Raw genomic sequence first — 17,625 nt, forward strand, 5'->3', positions numbered from 1 at the left:
TCCTGCTATTGCAGGGGCCTTTCTTGTTTTCTGTACCTTTCGGGCGTAATGCCATAATGCTGCTTAAATGCGGTAGAGAACGACTGCACATAGGCATAACCGCAAAGTTCGGCTATCTCTGCAATGGTCTTTATAGTTGTGGTAAGCAGTTCTTTGGCCCGTGCCATACGCAGCCCGTGCAGGTAGCCAAATACCGTAGTGCCAAACAATTCCTTAAACCCTTTTTTGAGCTTAAAATCATTCAGCCCGCTTTTTCTTGAAAGCTCTGCCAGCGAATGCGCATAAGCAACATTCTCTTCCAGAAGCTGCTTTACAACATTAAGCTTTTCGATATCATACGGCTTGATAAAGCTTTTCTCCTTTTGGGCAGATGCCGAAAGGTACTGCTCAAACTGAAGCAGCAGCAGCTTAAGCACGCTTGTCTCTATAAACAGTTGTTTGATTACCCCTTTCTTTTCGCAATGCACAATGTCATTAAGCAGGGTATACATCTCTGGCGTTATCTTTAGCTCTTTCTCCCCGAGAACAGCGAGCTGCTTATCCTCTATTTTTTTTATAAAAGACGAAAACACCGAATGTCCTGTAGGCATAAATCGCTTAAAGTAGTCTTCAGTAAATTGTACCTGCAATGAGATGTTCTCTTCTTCTCCAGTTTGAGGCTCAATGTAGAATTCGGAATCAGGAATATAGTAAAGGTTATGAGATCCTGAAATAACAGTACTGCGCTGGCTGCTTTGCGTAAAGCAGAGATCTCTTCTACCCGACAGCGAAAAATACATCTCGATATGCGGATTATCGTTAACCACCTGCACAGGCACCGGCTTTAAAAAAAGCAACTTGCCATACAGCAGGCGCACCCCCCTAAAATCTATTTTTTTTATGAAGGTTTCGCCAAATCCTTCAGACGTAGCATCTAAAGAATCTGGAGTTATATTTAGAGAATTGTTTAATGAAATATCAATTTCATAATCCGTGTCGTATAATTGGCCCTTATTTTCCATAATTGCTAAAATATCCGTTTGGCTTATTTATAAATCCTTTAAGCAAACAGTCATAGTCTAACTGTTGCAGAAATTTGCGCAAATTTAACTATTAATAATTAGTCTAAATATTAATAAATAGATTTAAAAGGAAATATCACAATCTAACAGCTTATTGTTATTTAAACCATAAGCGACGTACCGATACAATTTTAACTATATAACAATGTCAAACAATTATTTTACGTTTAAAATAACAACAACCGCACTGTTGCTGTTATTTGTTTTTAACCTCAGTGCCCAGGAATGTGCGCAGCCTGCGGCTATCTTTACCGCGGGAAAAGGAATGCACTATGCCAAAATCAGCTGGACAGGCTTGCAGACACAGCCGGAGCTGGGCTATGACTGGCAGTTAAGCCTTAGCGGAAGCGCTACGATAGTACAGCAGGGAACAGCCGGCTCTGCTACCGTAGTGGTAACCGGGCTTACAGAAGAATCTGCCTATCAGTTTAAAGTACGTACCCATTGCAGCGATGCTGTTTACAGCGATTGGGCGGTACAAAACTTTACAACCCTTAGCCTTAATTCTACCTATGATGGAGTAATAGGATCGGGAGCCGATGCATTTGCTTTATTTGGCGCCTCTTACGGGCCGCTGATGTATGCCGGTATCGCACAGCGAAACGGGTCGGTTGCTAATATGCTGTACACCCAAAACGAAATGCAGTCAATAAACATTCCGAATGGTGCAAACATTACAGGTGTTGCTTTCGAAAAGATAAACAATGCCGTAGGTGGCGATGCCTATCCTGACCTTCGGTTAAGGATGTTTGCGAGAAATTCTTCTACCATTGCGCCATTAGACATGACGACCACTTATGGTAATATTCTTGCCACGCATACAGAGGTTACCGACAATCCTGCCTTCGACCTGCCTGCAACAATAGGGTGGATCGATTTTCCCTTTGAAGAAGCATTTACCTATACAGGAGGTGCTTTTGAAATTGCCACAGCAATGTACCAAAACGGGCAGACGGCGCAGTTCAGCAATTTTATAGTATGGCAGTTTACAGCAGGCTATAAAGATTACATGATTGGCGCATGGCCTATAAACACCGTGCCAATGAATGAAAACCTTATCCTTAACCATAACAGTGGCGGAGGACAGTATAAAGACCGCCCGAATATCAAGATCTACTTTGAGTTGAGCAATGCGCCTCTAAACCTGTATATTAATACCCCTAATGCACAAGACCCGGTAATTACCCAAAATGGCGGCAGCCTTCAGTTGTTCTCTTCGGTAGTACCGTCGCACGTGGCGCAGGAGGTGCTATGGCAGATAACTGCGGGGACTGAAAATGCAACAATAAGCACAACCGGACTGGTAACAGCATTAGCAAATGGTACAGTAACAATACAAGCCGTAAGCGCCGAAGACGCAACGGTATTAAACACTATTACCATTACCATAAGCGGACAGCTTGCTCCTGTACAAAACGTGGCTGTTACGGTTGCTGATAACCTTCCTGCAACAATTGCCACAGATAACGGAACACTGCAATTAGCAGCATCCGTATTGCCTGCAACCGCTAACCAAAATGTAGCATGGAGCATTACAACAGGTAGTGAGTATGCATCGGTAGATGCAAACGGACTGGTAACAGCAATTGATAACGGAACAGTAAGCATTCAGGCAGTAAGCATAGAAAATGCGGCTATTCTTGATACTATTGATATTGTAATTACTAACCAGGTCCTTGCCGTGGCAAGCCTTGAGGTTTCGGTTACTGATAACCTTCCAGCTACAATTACAGCAGACAATGGAACGCTTCAGCTATCGGCATTGGTACTTCCATCAAATTCAAACCAAAACGTAGCGTGGAGCATTACAGCAGGTAGTGAGTATGCATCGATAGACGCAAACGGACTGGTAACAGCCATCGATAACGGAACGGTAACTGTTCAGGCGGTAAGCGCAGAGGATGCTACAATCTTTGACTCTATTGAAGTTGTGATTACCAACCAGGTTGTTGCCGTGGCAAGCCTTGAAGTTAAAGTGGCAGATGATACAGGCGCGGTAATTACTACTAACGGCGGTACATTACAGCTTGAAGCTTTGGTATTGCCATCAAACTCGGTTCAGGATGTAACCTGGCAAGTACTTTCGGGAGATACCGTAGTTTCTGTTGATGCTAACGGACTTGTAACTGCTATTACTAATGGAACAGCGACTGTACAGGCTACAAGCACAGATGACGATACCGTTACAGATGCTATAGAAATCACGGTTACAGGACAGGTTTTAGGCCTTGGCGATTTCACTGCCGATACTGCTGTGCTATATCCTAACCCGGCACAAACGGTAATTAGGCTTCAGTCTAAATTTGAAATAGATACTATAGAGATTTACGCTGTAGACGGAAGAAAAGTAATGGAAGGCAAAGGTAATAACATTAACGTAAGTGCGTTACCGCAAAGCAATTATATCCTGATCGCTAAAACAACTGAAGGAACAATAATTACCAAGAAAATTGTAAAGAATTAGTCAGTTGGTACTTTACAAAAAAGTCCCCCGCACTACTGCAGGGGACTTTTTATTTATAGTGCTACCATGGTATCTAATATCCAGTTTGTATGCGCTCCCGTTAGCCCCGTTGACGGATGCTGCAGCCTGCCCCTCAGGTGGTCATTCATGTTCTTAACATGATACAGCTGAATATTTTCGGGGTGGTCTATAACGACTTCTTCCCTTTTATCGGCTGTTGTGATTACAACAGGCACTTCTTCAAATACGGCAAATTCAATCTTGCCTTTACTGCCAATGATCTCAACGTTATCTACTCTTTCAAAGCTGCCAAAGATCCAGCTGCCTGTCCCCGCAACACCCGATTCGTGTACCCAGGATGCTACTACAGCGTCCTTTGCAGAGTAAAGCCCCTGCTGGTTAAGACTGCTGCCCGATACATTTTTCACATTGCCAAAATAGTGCACAAAAAGGTCTAGCCCATGGCTGGCAAGGTCTTCAAAGTAGCCTGCTTTAGCAATGGCTGCATCGGTACGCCAGTTGTATTCGCCTGATATATCCACCGCAGAAGGTGTCCTGCTCAGGTGCCAGTTAATGTGGCGCACCTCACCTATTGTTCCATTATCTATCAATGACTTGATGTGTAAAAACCTTGGCAGTGACCGGCGGTAATAAGCCACAAACAAAGGCAGCCCCTTATCTTCAAAGGCATTGCAAATTGCGACACACTCCTCATACGATGGCGCCATGGGCTTTTCTATGCAGCACGGTTTGCCGGCCTCAGCTACCATAAGTGCATAATGTGCATGGGTATCGGGAGGCGTGGCAATGTATACGGCATCAACTTCAGGATCGTTTATAAGGGCAGCGGCATCGCTGTAGTTCTTAGGCACGTTATGCCTTTTAGCATAATCGGCGGCTTTGCAGGCATCGCGGCGCATTACAGCGTGTAGCGCAAAGCCTTCTGTTTTTTGGTAGGCGGGTCCGCTTTTGCGTTCGGTAACATCGCCGCAGCCTATAATGCCCCAGCGGATAATTTCAGGATAATTTGTCATTTGGTCTGTTTGTCTTTGTAAAGCTAAAAATAGTATTTTTTAGACAAAAACACTTATAGTCTTAAAGACAATATGTAAAAATAAATATTGCAGGATATTGCAAACCAAAGTCAAAATTAATTCTCCCATTGCAAGAAGCTGCAACATATCCTTGTAAAGCAATAATTATCAGAATTTTAAGTTCTAAAACAAGCTGTTAATTTTACGCTTTGCCTACTCTAAACATCATTTTTAGCCAAAAAATCGAATTTGCAAACAACTGATTGTGAGGTGCTTTTTTTTAATGTTACGCTTTTGGAATTTAAAAAATTGCGATTGAAAAAGCATAAAAAAATCCCCATGAAAACTCCATGGGGACAAATTATATATAAACTATTTTGGTAATTAAAAAGCCGTACTTATCGAAAGGGTGAAACCGGTACTCTCAGGTACAAATCGGCAAACACCACCCACACATACAAGACCACCACGCTGCCTTCCGTAGTTAGCTGCTATACGGGTTGCCCCTATACGGTAAGCCCCGCCTACATTGTAGTAATGCGTTTGTTTAGCACTATCATCATTGCCGTAATTATAAATGTCCCAAACGTAAAGCGAATACTTGTCGTTTATATTAAGTTCAACAGTACCACCTGCCCAGTTCTTCATGTCTTTATCAGCCCACATGTGCTCTGCCTCTACACGGATAGATTTATTTTCAGAAAAGTTATATGTAGCTTCTCCGGTAACGATATTTGTTTTTACGATATCGCTGCCGCCAAACCATGCCTTGTTATAGTACTGGTTAATATAATAGAAACCGGTAAGCCATTTTTCATTCAGCCTTTTCTTTACCTCAACATTGTAGTCAGAGAAATACTTAGTACCTACCCCAAAGAAATTAGTGTTATAATCCGGCGGGCTTGACCTGTACTGACCCGGCAGGTTATACCAGCTTGACATATTTACTGCTACTTTAGTTCCGTATTTACCGCCTATTGCAGTTCCTTTAGCAAAGTCATAAAAAATGTCCACCTGTCCGCCTGTTTCACCAGACATCATGATCGAAGGGTCTAAAAAGTCTACCTTAGACTGCGCCTGGTATACATAAATATTTGCCAGGTTAGAGTGGTGCTGCTTTGTTAAAGCAGGTGTAAAGTTCAGCACCTTGTCATTAAAGTTAAGGCTCGTAGTAAGGTTATCTCCCGTTCCTGTAGGCTCCCTTTCAGAGAGTATCTTCATATTTTCCGTCCTTCTAAGCGTAGCATCTACACCAAGGCCTTCTTTAGAATAACCAAAGTTAACCAGTACTGCATTACCCGGCTTTACAAAGGTGTTGGTCAACACATTTTGTGTTCCTACCAGTACCCCATCTTTTTGTTTGTAGTTGTATTCCCCTGAAACGTAAAATGCATCATGGATAAAGTTAAATCGTGCGGCATACATATTTGTAAGCGCATCAAATCCGGGATCAGGAAGATCTATCTTTTCGTAACGCCCTACATAGGTTGCGCCAAAAGAAAGGTCGCTAACCTCAAAATTGAACAGCTTATTAAGGTTTATATCCGAATCAAAGCCGTATATATCGCCATGGGCAACATCAAAACCACTACGCTGCCTTCCGTAAAGAAGCGTAAAACGCATATCATCTGTAGGCCTGAAAATCATTCTGCCTCCTCTAAGTGCCGTGTTTATACCAAGTGTCCTGTCTTCCCACGCACGTAAAAGCATACCACTGCCAAACTGCTCATAAAAATAACCCGCGGTAAGTTCTACATGTTTAGTTTTGTAGGCAGCATAATATGTACCGATGTCAGTACCCTTAAATCCGGGATTGTAATTTAACAGCGCATTAGGCTCATAGGATTCTATCTGCACTCCGGCAGAGAATCCCTTAAACTGATAGTTTACAAGCAAATAGTTATTAGAGCGAACAGGATCTTCGGGATGCTTTATTTCTCTCCCTTTATCATTAAGATACCATTGTGCATTCGATTCAAAACCACCGTATATTCTACCATAGTCTTTTTTTTCTATAGTATCATTTTCCTGAGCATATAAAGAACCGGCTGCTAAAGGAAGCAGTAGTAAAAGTAATTTTCTCATCAATCTATAGTGCCTTCAATTTGTTGTATAGTTCTTTTTCAGCTCCCTGGCTATAACCATTATGTACATATACTATCTTTTTATTTTTTACAACCACGGTATATGGCGGATTAGCCACGGCTAAAGCTCTTTTGAGATCCTGGTTATTGTCAAGAAGCACAGTGTAAGGCCATTTTTTTCCATTAAGCAGAGGCTTTACCCTTTTCTGTGTGCGGCTGTCATCTATAGAAACAGCTATTACCTCCATGTTAAGTTCTTTAGACCATTTTGCATAATTCTCATTAATAGCATCCAGTTCGTTGATACAAGGCACACACCAGGTAGCCCAAAATGTAAATACATACAGCTTATCTTTTTCTGCGAAGTCGCTCTTAACATTAAAATCTTTATTATTTACCGATTTAAGGGTAACAGACGGCATCTCTTTTTGCGCAAATACTGATACCGAAAGAAATAGAAACAAAAAGGCAAGTTTTTTCATAATTGTGTTTTTTATAGTAAATAGTGCGCAACCGAAAATTGCGTGGGCAATATTAAAAAAATTTTAACAGCTTACACATTTATGCACGTTAAAAATGCACCCAAATCTTTAAAATAGTTACATTTTCCTCACTAAAACTCTATAGAAATGGTAGGAATGTAAACTTTTTTTAGGTTAAAAGTGCATTTTATACATTATTTTTCAAAAAAAAATTTGTCATGTCATTTTTTTATATAATTTCGAGAAAAATTTAAGTTATGTTCACAGTGACATAACTTTCAGGACATTATAACCGGTTTACTGAATATTACAAAAAACTATTACCTATTACTTATGAAAAAAACTTTACTTTTAGGCTTTACACTTCTTGGTGGCCTTTTTGCAAATGCGCAAATCGCAGACGGCTCTACAGCTCCAGACTTTACAGCAACAGATATTAACGGTAACGTACACACGCTATCTGAATATCTTGCTGCAGGAAAAACGGTAATCCTTGATATATCTGCTACATGGTGCGGACCATGCTGGAGTTTTCATAACAACCACGTACTTGACAAACTTTACAAAACGTATGGTGTAGATGGCAGCGACGATGTAGTTGTGCTTTTTGTTGAGGGTGACCCGCAAACTACAAATGCTGACCTTCACGGAACAGGATCAAACACTCAGGGTGACTGGGTTACAGGAAGCGAATACCCTATTATAGACGATGCAAACATCTCTACACTTTTTGAACTTGAATTTTTCCCTACTGTAATGAGAATTTGCCCTGACGGAAAGGTTAAGCTTATGCCTAACACAAATGCAGGACTTTCTTTTACAGGTATAGAAACAAGCATAAACACAGGTTGTGCACAACTTCCTGCAGTTGAAAACCATGCGCAGGCTGCCGCGCAGGACCTAAGAATATGTGGTACAGGCGGAACAGGTACTGTTAGTGCTTCTTTCACTAACTATGGTACAAACCCAATCACTGCCGCTACAGTGGTACTTAAGGCAGACGGTGAAGTAGTTGCAACACAACCTTATACAGGAACGCTTGCGCGCTATGCTACATCAGCAGCGATAGAATTTGCTAACGTAACGCCTACAGCTGGTGCTGAGTATACAGTTGAGCTTACAGACATTAACACAGCTGCTCCTTATTCTGCTGTACTTGCAAACACAGACGTAAACGTGTTTAGCTCTGCAGACTCTGGAAACAACATCACTCTTAATGTACACACAGACAACTATCCGGGAGAGATCTCTGTAAAAATTAGAAACAGCAGCGACGAAGTTGTATACACAACGCCTGCATACCAGGCTGGCCCAGGTTCACAAGGTGCTGGCGGAGCAGACGCTAATACTACAAAAACACATAACATAAGCCTTCCTGAAGGTATTGAGTGCTACAGCTTTGAGCTTCTTGACACTTTTGGAGACGGATGGTCTTTAGGTACTACTACACACGGTATTACAGTATACACTAACGGACAGGCAGAGGCAGTAGCTACAATCACTGTAGGTAACTTCGGTTTAGCTTTAGTACAGCAAAACACGCTTAAAACGACAGGTGTACTTGCAAACCCAACTATCAAAGCTGAAGGCTTTGCAGTTTACCCTAATCCATCTGCAGGTGTCTTTAACTTCGCTACAGCTGAAGCTATAGATGTAACAGTTCTTGACCTTACAGGTAAAGTAGTTTATGCTGCTAAAGGAATTGAAGATGGTGGTTCTATCAATTTAAGCGCTGTTCAAAGCGGAGTATATATCGCTCAGATAAAAAGCGAAACTGCTCAGAGAACAGAAAAACTGATCATCAAATAGTCTTACAAAAAGACGACACATAGCATGCTAAAATAAAGCTATCGGGAATAATCTAAGTTCCCGATAGCCTTTTTACTTAAATACAACTATTAAAAAGATTACAATGAAAAAGATTTTACTATTTGCAGGAATTTTATTTGCTTCTTTTGCACAGGCACAGGTAGAGAACTACACAATTACCACTAACGGCGGCGCTGAAATTACAGAAGGACAGGAATTTGTTTTTAATGAGCTAAGCCCTAACCTTACAAGTGAAGTGGCAAAAGTTCACGTTCTTATAAAAAACAACACGCTTGATACCCACAAATTTGGTATCAGGGTTAACACTATTTCAAACAATGCAACAGGAACAGATGGTAAAGCTAAAGATGTTCAGCTTTGCGTTTTTGGTACTTGTTATGCAGAAATAACAACAAAAGCATATCCTACTAATGGTTTAGAAATTGAACCGGGAGAAACTAACGTTGCAGACGACCACTTCTTAAACGGTCACGCAGGCGATACAGCAGGCCAGGATGTAACGTATACCTTTAGCGTGGTACTTATGGATGATGTGGCAAACCCAATGGTTTTACGCAACTTCTCTTATAAATATGCTCCTACAGCTAGTCTTAACGACTATAACTCACTTAAGAACATGGGTGTAATCGTAAACAACACTGTAGTTAAAAGTACACTTGATATCTCGGCTACCGTAAATGCCAAATTAGAAATTTACAGCATCGGCGGCCAGTCAATCAAAAAATCTGCTATTGTTAACGGTACACAGTCAGTAGACCTTTCTTCACTAAGCGCAGGTGTTTATATGGCTAAATTTGTTACATCAGAAAACAAGACAGCTACTATCAAGATTGTTAAGAACTAATACCCTCATGACATAATCTGCCTGAAGTAACAGAAAGATTATGTAATGAATCTCTATATGATGAAAAAGAATTTTATCCTGATTTTTATAGTTTCCCTGATTTTTGCAGGCTGCTCTACCGACTATGAAATACTAAAGTCGCAGCAAAATATCATCTTAACCGCAGACCATTCTGTACAGCTTATAGGCGGTACGATTACCTTCACGGTAAAAGACAAAGATGGTAACGACTATACCGAAGATGCGGTATTTGCCGTAGATGGGCAGGCGATAGAAGGCAATACCTTCAGCTCTGCAACGGTAGGTAATTTTGATGTTACAGCAACATATAATACGGTGCAATCGGCTCCGCTTGTAATTAATTTTCATGACGGTTCTGGTGTAAACTTCAGGAAAAACATGCTAATTGAAGATTACACAGGTACATGGTGCGGCTACTGCCCGCGAGTAGCATGGGCTATAGAGCTGGTGCACAATCAGGCAGAAAACGCAATTGCCGTAGGTATCCACAGGTCAAGTTCTGTGCCTTCAAGCCCTAACTACGACCCGTATAACTTTGATGCTTCGCAGCTTGAAAATGCCCTTGGCGCAGAAGGTTACCCTAAGGGTTTCCTAAACCGCACTATACAATGGAAAAGCCTTGAGCCAGACCATGTAGACCAGGCGATCGCCCTTACACAAGGGGAGAATCCTAAACTGGGCCTTGCTATGGATGCAGAAGTAGCAAACGGAACTATAAATCTGGATGTCAATGTAATGTTTGGTAAAGACTTTACTAACAACCTTAAACTTGTAGTTTATGTATTGGAAGACGGGTTAGTGTATGATCAGCATAATTACACGTCATACTATGACGGTGTAGATATCCTTGCAGGCTATACACACAATCACGTACTACGTGCGTGCCTTACCCCTATCTTAGGAGAGGAAATAGGCACTACACAAACAACGATAGGTACTACCTATACAAAATCATTTTCTGTACCTGTACCGGCTAATGTAACCAATGCTGCAAAGGTTAACTTTGTTGCTTTTGTGGTAGACCAGACCGGTAAGGTGGTCAACGTAAGAAAGGTTGACCAGGGAGAAGCCCAGGAAATGGAACTCTTATAAGATTCTGATTTTTAATAATGAGAGACCATCCGTTAACGCGGATGGTTTTTTGTTTGTGGCAATATCACAAAATCATCTCCCGATGGCGCGGATTTACAGTACGAGCGTTATAAATCCACACATTACCGCTCGTATGCAGCCATGTTACACCTGCTCTGATTTGGTAAAAAAATTAAAACCCTGCAAGATAAAATGGAATCTTGCAGGTTTTTTTTAAGTTAAGAAGAAGGGGTTCGAACTTTCCTCTGTAAGCTCAGAAGGATATATCAAAATATCTGGAATATAACCCTTATTAATCTGTATCTACAAAATTTCTGAATTGAATTGATATAAATATAAATAATATTATAGTAACTAGAATGTATGCCAAAAGATAAATATCTCTCTTTGCAAACCCCTTTGTATTACTAAATTTAGCAATGATTACTTTATATTTCGGCACATATATAGTATAAGTGATTACTACAGTTAAAATCATCATTACAACATGAAACCATTTTGGGTATCCTGATGAGTCTTTCAAACAATATAGAAAAAAAGAAAAAAGTAAAGTTGATATATTAAATATAAAAAAAGCAGAAAGGCCAATGATGGTATTAAATAATACTGTGTTTTTTTCCTTTAAAATATCTTTATTCCACCAATATATGCGATAGAACAGAAAGTCAAAAAAAAATTTCATAATTTTTTAATTTGTTTATTTGAAAAAACAGAAAAGCAACAAGATGTTCAAAGTTTTGTACAACTAAACAATCCGTAAATATTAACGCCACTGTCTTCCAGTGGCGTTATTTGTCATTATGTGGAGAAGATGGGAGTCGAATCCCATCCGTAAACCTCAAAAACGTGGCATTTTAATTTCAAGCAAATATTAAGTATATTATTGAGATGATTGTTTGAATCTATTAACATATTTAAATTAAAATGTTATTGAATTGCGAAAATCCATAAATAAATTTTAAATAATCTTACATGATTTTAGCCTCGCTTAGATCTTATTCCTATAAAGATTACTTATAATTATAGTTATTATCCCAGTTAAAACAAATATTCCAATTACCATCCATCCTCCCATTACATCTTTTTTAAAACCTACGTTTAAGAATTTTTTACTCTTTATATTTAAATAGTGTAACACAAAAACAACACAAAAACTTAAAAGTAAATAATATTTATTTGACGAATCAGGAAAACTATCTAATAATATAAGTAAATAGTAAATCCACATAAAATTAATGAGAGTTATGAGCGTCATCACGCTAGTAGTATAAAAAACAAGAAGATTTTCACTATCATTGTTATTTTTGTCTCTGTAATAAGTATAAATTCTAAATTGAAAGTAATTATAAGCTCTTTTCATTTAATTTTGAGGTTTGTCAAATAATGTATTACCTGTGGAATATTCATAGATTCCTTTCCCAATAAAATACGCAAGACTAGCCGAAACGGCATATGGATTACCTGACATACCTATACCCGCCATAAACAGATCCACTATTGCTTCATTAGAATTGATTTCCTTATTAAAATATTGATATGTTGTATAAAGCATTCCTAAAGCCCCAAGTGCATTTCCTGTGTATTTAAATGATGTTTTTAAAAACGAAGATGCAGCTCTACCACTCCTTAACCAATTTCCGACTTTTGATGCGTGTATTAGGTCTGCGACACCTAAAGCATTACCTGCTACTTCTGACACCTTCATGAAGTTCGGAGTTACAACACTAATACTTGTCTCATTACCAATCATTATTTTCTCTCTAGTCAACAAAAGCCCTGAATTTTTATATGCCCCAGGAATATCCGAAGGGATAGGAATACCCGAGATCATATATGCATAAATGTTTCCTGTAATTGAGTCCCTGTAATAAACATCTCCATAACCTCCTATACTATTATAGGCACCTGATCCTATACCTCCTAATCTTGGACCTCTATAACCGTTACCTCCACCCATATAGCTTGCCATATCAAATGAAACAGCCCCCCCCTGTCATCAGGCGTAATAAAGGTACCATAATCATCAAATCTATTCCTTCCAAATGAATCTACTCCATAATTGGTTTGAATACCAGCCAAGCCACTCGGATCAGAAAAAAGAATCGGATTGTCGTTAGCAAAAACGTAATTAGATAATCCAAATGTATTTTCAGCCAACTTATCAACGGCATTAAACCTTCCTAAAAACGGGTCATAATGCCTCCAGTCCATCTCGCTCATTTTGTACATTCCGCTTGGGCCTTCTTCAAACTCCGCATAAAATTGATAAAAAAATAAAAACCCTGCAAGATAAAAATAATCTTACAGGGTTTTTATTCAGCAGAGAGGAAGGGACTGCATACGCCCAAAATTGATATTTTACAGTATAGCTGTAAATCACCTAAAATGTATCAGTAAAACAAAGGTTTACAAACAAAACAGCTTACTTTTTGTTTGTAATTATTTGGATGTATTTGGTTATATTTTGACATTACCGTACAAATATCGTACATTATTTTTATATTTGTATGGTAAAATTTATATTATGGCTTCAGTTAATTTTTTATATCGCTCAAAGAAAGATTCTGCCAAGTTAAACATCCGTCTGCTGTACAGATTAAACGGTAAAGACGAAAATATTGCCACCAATTCAAAACTTGTAGTAACGAAACATTACTGGAACAATATACACAATAAAAGGGTAAGAGATATTGACGATGCTAATCTAAAAGCAGACGTTTTAGCAGAAATGAATAAGATAAGCACATTTATTCTTACTGCTTTCGACGCGACCAAGCCGGAGTTAGTAGATAAAGAATGGCTAATTAATATTCTGGAGCTTTATTACAACCCTCATAAAGATGAGGAGACTCCCAATACCTTAGTAGAATACATAGATTTCTACATTAGCTACCGAAGGCATGAGTTAAAAAGTTCTTCTATCCAAAAATTTACTGTTATAAGAAAGAAGATGGAAAAGCTACAAAAGCAGAGAAAAAAGCCAATTTATATTAAAGATATAAATGACAGGTTCAAAAATGAGTTTGTTGATTTCTACCATAAAGAAAATTATGCTCAGAATACTATCCAGAGAGAGCTTTCATTTATTAAAACCTTTTGTAGACATGCTCGTTATATGGGGGTAGAAACGAGTTCTCAACTCGACAGTATCAAAGTCGATAAGGAAAAATCGGAAAAAATATATCTGACCGTTCAAGAATTAGCCATGATTAAAAATATTGATGAGAGTAAACTCAGTGATAGTTTACAAAATGCAAGAGACTGGCTTATAATCTCTTGTTATACAGGTCAACGTGTATCTGATTTTATGCGATTTACCAAAGATATGATAAGAACGGAAGATAAGATTGACCCAAAAACCAAAGAAACTAAGGAATTGCGCCTTATTGAATTTACACAGAAAAAAACTGGAAAACTAATGACCATACTTCTACTAAAAGAAGTATTAGAAACCTTAAATAAGAGAGATGGAAATTTTCCATACAGCATATCAGCCCAACGTTATAATGAGTTCATAAAGAAAGTTTGTAAGATAGCCGGGATAAATCAAAAGATAAAAGGCAGCATACACTCTGAAACAGAACCTAAAAGCCAAGTATTCAGAAGTAAGACTGGAATTTATGAAAAATGGGAACTTATCACATCCCATATTGGAAGGAGGTCATTTGCTACAAATTTTTATGGAAAAGTGCCTACATCATATCTGAAATATGTGACAGGTCATAGTACGGAAACAATGTTCTTAAATTACATTGGAAAAAGCAACAAGGATATGGCAATAGAAATGGATACATATTTTGGATAGATGGAAGCAGACATTATAAAAAAAGCAGAAAAATACCTCACCGGCGGAATAGAGGGGATATCAATATTTATATCTGATTTCTTATCTTTCCATAATTATCAGTCAGTTAAGCGACAGTTCATTAAGAAAGATTTAATCATACTAAAAAAATTTAATGATTTTGATAGTAAGAAGCTTCCTGACATCTTAACAGGAATTGCTAACAGTTTAGAAATTAAAGATACTGATAGTTGGTCTACATTTCACTTATTACCTTTTTCAACATATTATGACAGTGATTATAAGATTGCATCCATAAAATTTATAGAACAATCTTCACTGGATGATTATGAAAAAGATGTCATGATTAGTGCTATCAAATCTTTTCAAATGGAAATAAACGCCAGTGACCTTTTACGGGACATCTATGAAGAGTATCCAATAGAAGAGTTTGATAATGTGATTTCGTATGTCTTAAATGAAGAGATTGACCTTGAACACCGCTTAACTATCTTAAGTCGATTTATCTCACTGTTAAATAGGGCAATAATCAAAAATAATGAACTACTAAACAGTCGAGCTAAACCACATTTAAAAATATGTGCTTCAATCATTAATAGTAAACTGAATGAAGTCCTTGCAAACATAAATACTAACTTAGAATTTTATGTACTACACCTCAATGGCACATATAGCAAGCTATTAGATAAGAAGCCCTCCAAAGCAGAAATATTAAACGACCTCTTTGAAAATGATGCAAAACTCAATACCTATCTCGTTTACGAGAAGAAATTGATGGAAAGACATTTCATAAATAGAGATAATAATTCCTGGATTCAAACTCCAATCCTATTTGTAAAGTTCTATCAATTTTGCGAAAACAAGAAATTATTCCGAACCGCTTACAGTAACAAAACAAAAGGGGTTAAAAAACTTAGAGACTTATATAATTTTCATGAAGGTTCAAGTCTTGACAAGCCATCAAAGAGAGCAAAGCTTCATAGAGTTGAAGGGGAGTATTTCTTCTTATAATTAGTCTCTTTTTAGTCCCCTTTATAAATTTATTATCTTTATACTCTATCTAAACATATAGTAAATAACCTGATTAACTGCTATTTACAAACTAAATTATCATTAACCTTAGTCCCCTTTTTTCCGTAAATTTTAATTTTGTCGTAATTTCGCTGTAATAAAATAAATAATATTAAAATGACGGAAATTAAAATCATCCACATGCAGCCATATGAGCTACAGGGATTAATTACACAAAGTGTAAAGGAGGCAGTTACAGCTATCATTCAAAATCTACAACCATGCAGTGATGTAGAATTACTAACCAGAAAACAGGCATACGAGTTCCTGCAAATTGATAGTTCTACCTTATGGGAATGGACAAACAAGGGAAAAATAAAAGCCTATGGCACTTCTGGTAAAAGATATTACAAAAAGTCTGAGCTACTTGACGCACTCACTCTATTGCACCCACGAAAATTACCCTCTAAGCAAGTTGCTTAAACACCATCATACCTTTTAAGGTATATCTACCGGCTGCGCAGCCCAAATCAAGAATTTATTATAAACTATGACACGGATTTAAATACCGTGGAGGTATTCCTATGTCTATTAACAAAAACGAAAATGAAACATATTAATGTAGTCAGCAATCCATCTTGCAGAGATGCGAATAACAAAAGTCCACTATCTGTAGAAGTTACAACTTATGTGGCAGCGAACAAACCGAAGATTGATAAGGTGATATCTATTAAAGAAGTTCTAACCTCAATTAAACATGGTGATAAGTCACGTGTTTGGATATTGAAAGCCAGAGAATTTGGGAAGAAGAGCGAACAATATCAAAAAATAAAGACTGAAATTTTACCAACCTTTAGGTTTAACTTCATATTCGAAAATTACGCAAACAATAGCAACATAACCGAACCTACAGGTTTCTTGTACTTGGACGTAGACGATGTAGACGCTATCCCAGATAGTGAGTACATTTTTGCAAAGTGGAAATCTTTGTCTGGAACAGGTTATGCTATACTTGTCAAAGTGAAAAACTTAAACCTCTTGAACTTTAAGGAAACTTACCTGCAAGTAGCTCAGGAGATAGGTATTAGGGTAGATGTACATGCAGCAAAAGCCACACAGCAAACTATTTTAAGCTATGACCCTGACCTGTACTTCAATGAATGCTCTAAGGAGTTTAATTGTTTAGAAACTAAGGTATCAAACCATCTAAAAAAAGAGAAAGAATGTATAGATACGTGTGACACCTTTTCTAACGGCTCAGATATCAGATACAATAACATAGATAGCTATTTTATTGATGATACACCTTATATTGTATTTAAGGAAAAGGAATTTATATGTAATCCGTATATACCCCAAAAAATTTTTCAGGGTGCAAGGAACGCAACTCTATATCAGATTTTATCGCAATTCGCTTTGCTAAATTTAAATAAGGGTTCAGGATTTCTACGCTCTCTGGGACAATTGATTAATAGAAATATGTATCCGAAGCTTAGTAATGAAGAAATAAATAAGACAGTCGACAGTGTGATAAATGGTCGTAGAAGTAATACTTTAAAGATGCACTACAATGAGGAAAGGAGAATCTTGTTTAACCCGGCAATGAAGTTTACAAGAAAAGAGAAGATGGATATTGTAAATAGAGAATTAGGACAGATACAACGTTCTAAAACCAGACAAAAAATATATAAAGCCTTAGAAGCTTGGAACTTTATTATTGATGGCGAAATAACTCAGAAAAGTATAACCGAAAAAACTGGAATGAGCTTGTCTACAATAAAGAGATATTGGAACGAATTCCGAAGCTATATTGATTTCTTAGAGCGAGAATAAAGAACCGGAAGCAGGGTTGCCAGTATTTAGGTTAACCCTGCTTTTATTAAGTTATAATGCCTCT

Annotated in this window: 14 protein-coding genes; 8 read left to right on the plus strand and 6 right to left on the minus strand. The window is 38.0% G+C overall.

All coding sequences use genetic code 11. The features are described 5' to 3' along the window. Window positions 1–5 precede the first annotated feature (5 nt). The gene (locus tag R1T16_RS13705) at window positions 6–1,001 is read right to left on the minus strand and encodes an AraC family transcriptional regulator (protein WP_317501681.1); all 996 of its coding nucleotides are present in this window, start codon (window positions 999–1,001) and stop codon (window positions 6–8) included. 205 nt (window positions 1,002–1,206) lie between these two features. Here R1T16_RS13705 and R1T16_RS13710 point away from each other — a divergent pair, with 205 nt between their 5' ends. Beyond that, window positions 1,207–3,525, plus strand: a complete 2,319-nt coding sequence (locus tag R1T16_RS13710; protein WP_317501682.1) for an Ig-like domain-containing protein — start codon at window positions 1,207–1,209, stop codon at window positions 3,523–3,525. 53 nt (window positions 3,526–3,578) lie between these two features. Here R1T16_RS13710 and R1T16_RS13715 read toward each other — a convergent pair whose 3' ends face one another. From R1T16_RS13715 to R1T16_RS13725, 3 genes are all read right to left on the minus strand, one after another. Then, window positions 3,579–4,559: a Gfo/Idh/MocA family oxidoreductase gene (locus R1T16_RS13715; RefSeq protein WP_317501683.1), complete on the minus strand. Its 981-nt coding sequence runs from the start codon at window positions 4,557–4,559 to the stop codon at window positions 3,579–3,581. Between the two features lie 384 nt (window positions 4,560–4,943). Further along, window positions 4,944–6,644 (minus strand): DUF6029 family protein, encoded by a 1,701-nt coding sequence (locus R1T16_RS13720; protein ID WP_317501684.1) that lies wholly within the window; start codon window positions 6,642–6,644, stop codon window positions 4,944–4,946. A 4-nt stretch (window positions 6,645–6,648) separates the two neighbouring features. Continuing rightward, a complete protein-coding gene (locus R1T16_RS13725) occupies window positions 6,649–7,125 on the minus strand; it encodes a TlpA disulfide reductase family protein (protein WP_317501685.1) in 477 nt (158 codons plus the stop codon). A 333-nt stretch (window positions 7,126–7,458) separates the two neighbouring features. On the opposite strand from R1T16_RS13725, the gene R1T16_RS13730 reads away from it, so the two are divergent. The 3 genes from R1T16_RS13730 to R1T16_RS13740 all read left to right on the plus strand — a co-directional run bounded on the left by R1T16_RS13730 (window position 7,459) and on the right by R1T16_RS13740 (window position 10,912). Beyond that, window positions 7,459–8,934, plus strand: coding sequence for a T9SS type A sorting domain-containing protein (locus R1T16_RS13730; protein ID WP_317501686.1), 1,476 nt, complete (start codon window positions 7,459–7,461; stop codon window positions 8,932–8,934). 103 nt (window positions 8,935–9,037) lie between these two features. Next, window positions 9,038–9,799, plus strand: a complete 762-nt coding sequence (locus tag R1T16_RS13735; protein WP_317501687.1) for a T9SS type A sorting domain-containing protein — start codon at window positions 9,038–9,040, stop codon at window positions 9,797–9,799. A gap of 57 nt (window positions 9,800–9,856) precedes the next feature. Next, complete coding sequence (locus tag R1T16_RS13740; RefSeq protein WP_317501688.1) at window positions 9,857–10,912, plus strand: Omp28-related outer membrane protein; 1,056 nt, start codon at window positions 9,857–9,859, stop codon at window positions 10,910–10,912. A 1,360-nt stretch (window positions 10,913–12,272) separates the two neighbouring features. On the opposite strand, the gene R1T16_RS13745 is transcribed toward R1T16_RS13740, so the two are convergent. Next, entirely contained in the window at window positions 12,273–12,869 is a 597-nt protein-coding gene (locus R1T16_RS13745; RefSeq protein ID WP_317501689.1) for a hypothetical protein, read from the minus strand. Beyond that, window positions 12,833–13,123: an RHS repeat-associated core domain-containing protein gene (locus R1T16_RS13750; RefSeq protein ID WP_317501690.1), complete on the minus strand. Its 291-nt coding sequence runs from the start codon at window positions 13,121–13,123 to the stop codon at window positions 12,833–12,835. Before R1T16_RS13750 ends, R1T16_RS13745 begins: the two co-directional genes overlap by 37 nt. A 313-nt stretch (window positions 13,124–13,436) precedes the next feature. Between R1T16_RS13750 and R1T16_RS13755 the strand changes: the two genes are divergently transcribed. From R1T16_RS13755 to R1T16_RS13770, 4 genes are all read left to right on the plus strand, one after another. Beyond that, window positions 13,437–14,717 (plus strand): phage integrase SAM-like domain-containing protein, encoded by a 1,281-nt coding sequence (locus tag R1T16_RS13755; RefSeq protein ID WP_317501691.1) that lies wholly within the window; start codon window positions 13,437–13,439, stop codon window positions 14,715–14,717. Continuing rightward, window positions 14,718–15,728 (plus strand): hypothetical protein, encoded by a 1,011-nt coding sequence (locus R1T16_RS13760; protein WP_317501692.1) that lies wholly within the window; start codon window positions 14,718–14,720, stop codon window positions 15,726–15,728. It abuts the gene before it with no gap. A 177-nt stretch (window positions 15,729–15,905) separates the two neighbouring features. Then, on the plus strand, window positions 15,906–16,211 hold the full coding sequence (locus R1T16_RS13765; RefSeq protein WP_317501693.1) for a helix-turn-helix domain-containing protein: 306 nt from the start codon (window positions 15,906–15,908) through the stop codon (window positions 16,209–16,211). A 123-nt stretch (window positions 16,212–16,334) separates the two neighbouring features. After that, window positions 16,335–17,561 carry a BT4734/BF3469 family protein gene (locus R1T16_RS13770; protein ID WP_317501694.1) on the plus strand — a complete coding sequence of 409 codons (1,227 nt, stop codon included), beginning with the start codon at window positions 16,335–16,337 and terminating at the stop codon, window positions 17,559–17,561. Window positions 17,562–17,625: the final 64 nt, after the last annotated feature.

Source organism: Flavobacterium sp. DG1-102-2 (genome assembly GCF_033042555.1).
In the GTDB taxonomy this organism is placed as follows: domain Bacteria; phylum Bacteroidota; class Bacteroidia; order Flavobacteriales; family Flavobacteriaceae; genus Flavobacterium.

What these genes read in the sequence shown, in the direction of transcription:
- R1T16_RS13705 (WP_317501681.1), bottom strand. Translation starts at nt 1,001, where the DNA reads ATGGAAAATAAGGGCCAATTATACGACACGGATTATGAAATTGATATT.
- R1T16_RS13710 (WP_317501682.1), top strand. Translation starts at nt 1,207, where the DNA reads ATGTCAAACAATTATTTTACGTTTAAAATAACAACAACCGCACTGTTG.
- R1T16_RS13715 (WP_317501683.1), bottom strand. Translation starts at nt 4,559, where the DNA reads ATGACAAATTATCCTGAAATTATCCGCTGGGGCATTATAGGCTGCGGC.
- R1T16_RS13720 (WP_317501684.1), bottom strand. Translation starts at nt 6,644, where the DNA reads ATGAGAAAATTACTTTTACTACTGCTTCCTTTAGCAGCCGGTTCTTTA.
- R1T16_RS13725 (WP_317501685.1), bottom strand. Translation starts at nt 7,125, where the DNA reads ATGAAAAAACTTGCCTTTTTGTTTCTATTTCTTTCGGTATCAGTATTT.
- R1T16_RS13730 (WP_317501686.1), top strand. Translation starts at nt 7,459, where the DNA reads ATGAAAAAAACTTTACTTTTAGGCTTTACACTTCTTGGTGGCCTTTTT.
- R1T16_RS13735 (WP_317501687.1), top strand. Translation starts at nt 9,038, where the DNA reads ATGAAAAAGATTTTACTATTTGCAGGAATTTTATTTGCTTCTTTTGCA.
- R1T16_RS13740 (WP_317501688.1), top strand. Translation starts at nt 9,857, where the DNA reads ATGATGAAAAAGAATTTTATCCTGATTTTTATAGTTTCCCTGATTTTT.
- R1T16_RS13745 (WP_317501689.1), bottom strand. Translation starts at nt 12,869, where the DNA reads ATGGGTGGAGGTAACGGTTATAGAGGTCCAAGATTAGGAGGTATAGGA.
- R1T16_RS13750 (WP_317501690.1), bottom strand. Translation starts at nt 13,123, where the DNA reads ATGGACTGGAGGCATTATGACCCGTTTTTAGGAAGGTTTAATGCCGTT.
- R1T16_RS13755 (WP_317501691.1), top strand. Translation starts at nt 13,437, where the DNA reads ATGGCTTCAGTTAATTTTTTATATCGCTCAAAGAAAGATTCTGCCAAG.
- R1T16_RS13760 (WP_317501692.1), top strand. Translation starts at nt 14,718, where the DNA reads ATGGAAGCAGACATTATAAAAAAAGCAGAAAAATACCTCACCGGCGGA.
- R1T16_RS13765 (WP_317501693.1), top strand. Translation starts at nt 15,906, where the DNA reads ATGACGGAAATTAAAATCATCCACATGCAGCCATATGAGCTACAGGGA.
- R1T16_RS13770 (WP_317501694.1), top strand. Translation starts at nt 16,335, where the DNA reads ATGAAACATATTAATGTAGTCAGCAATCCATCTTGCAGAGATGCGAAT.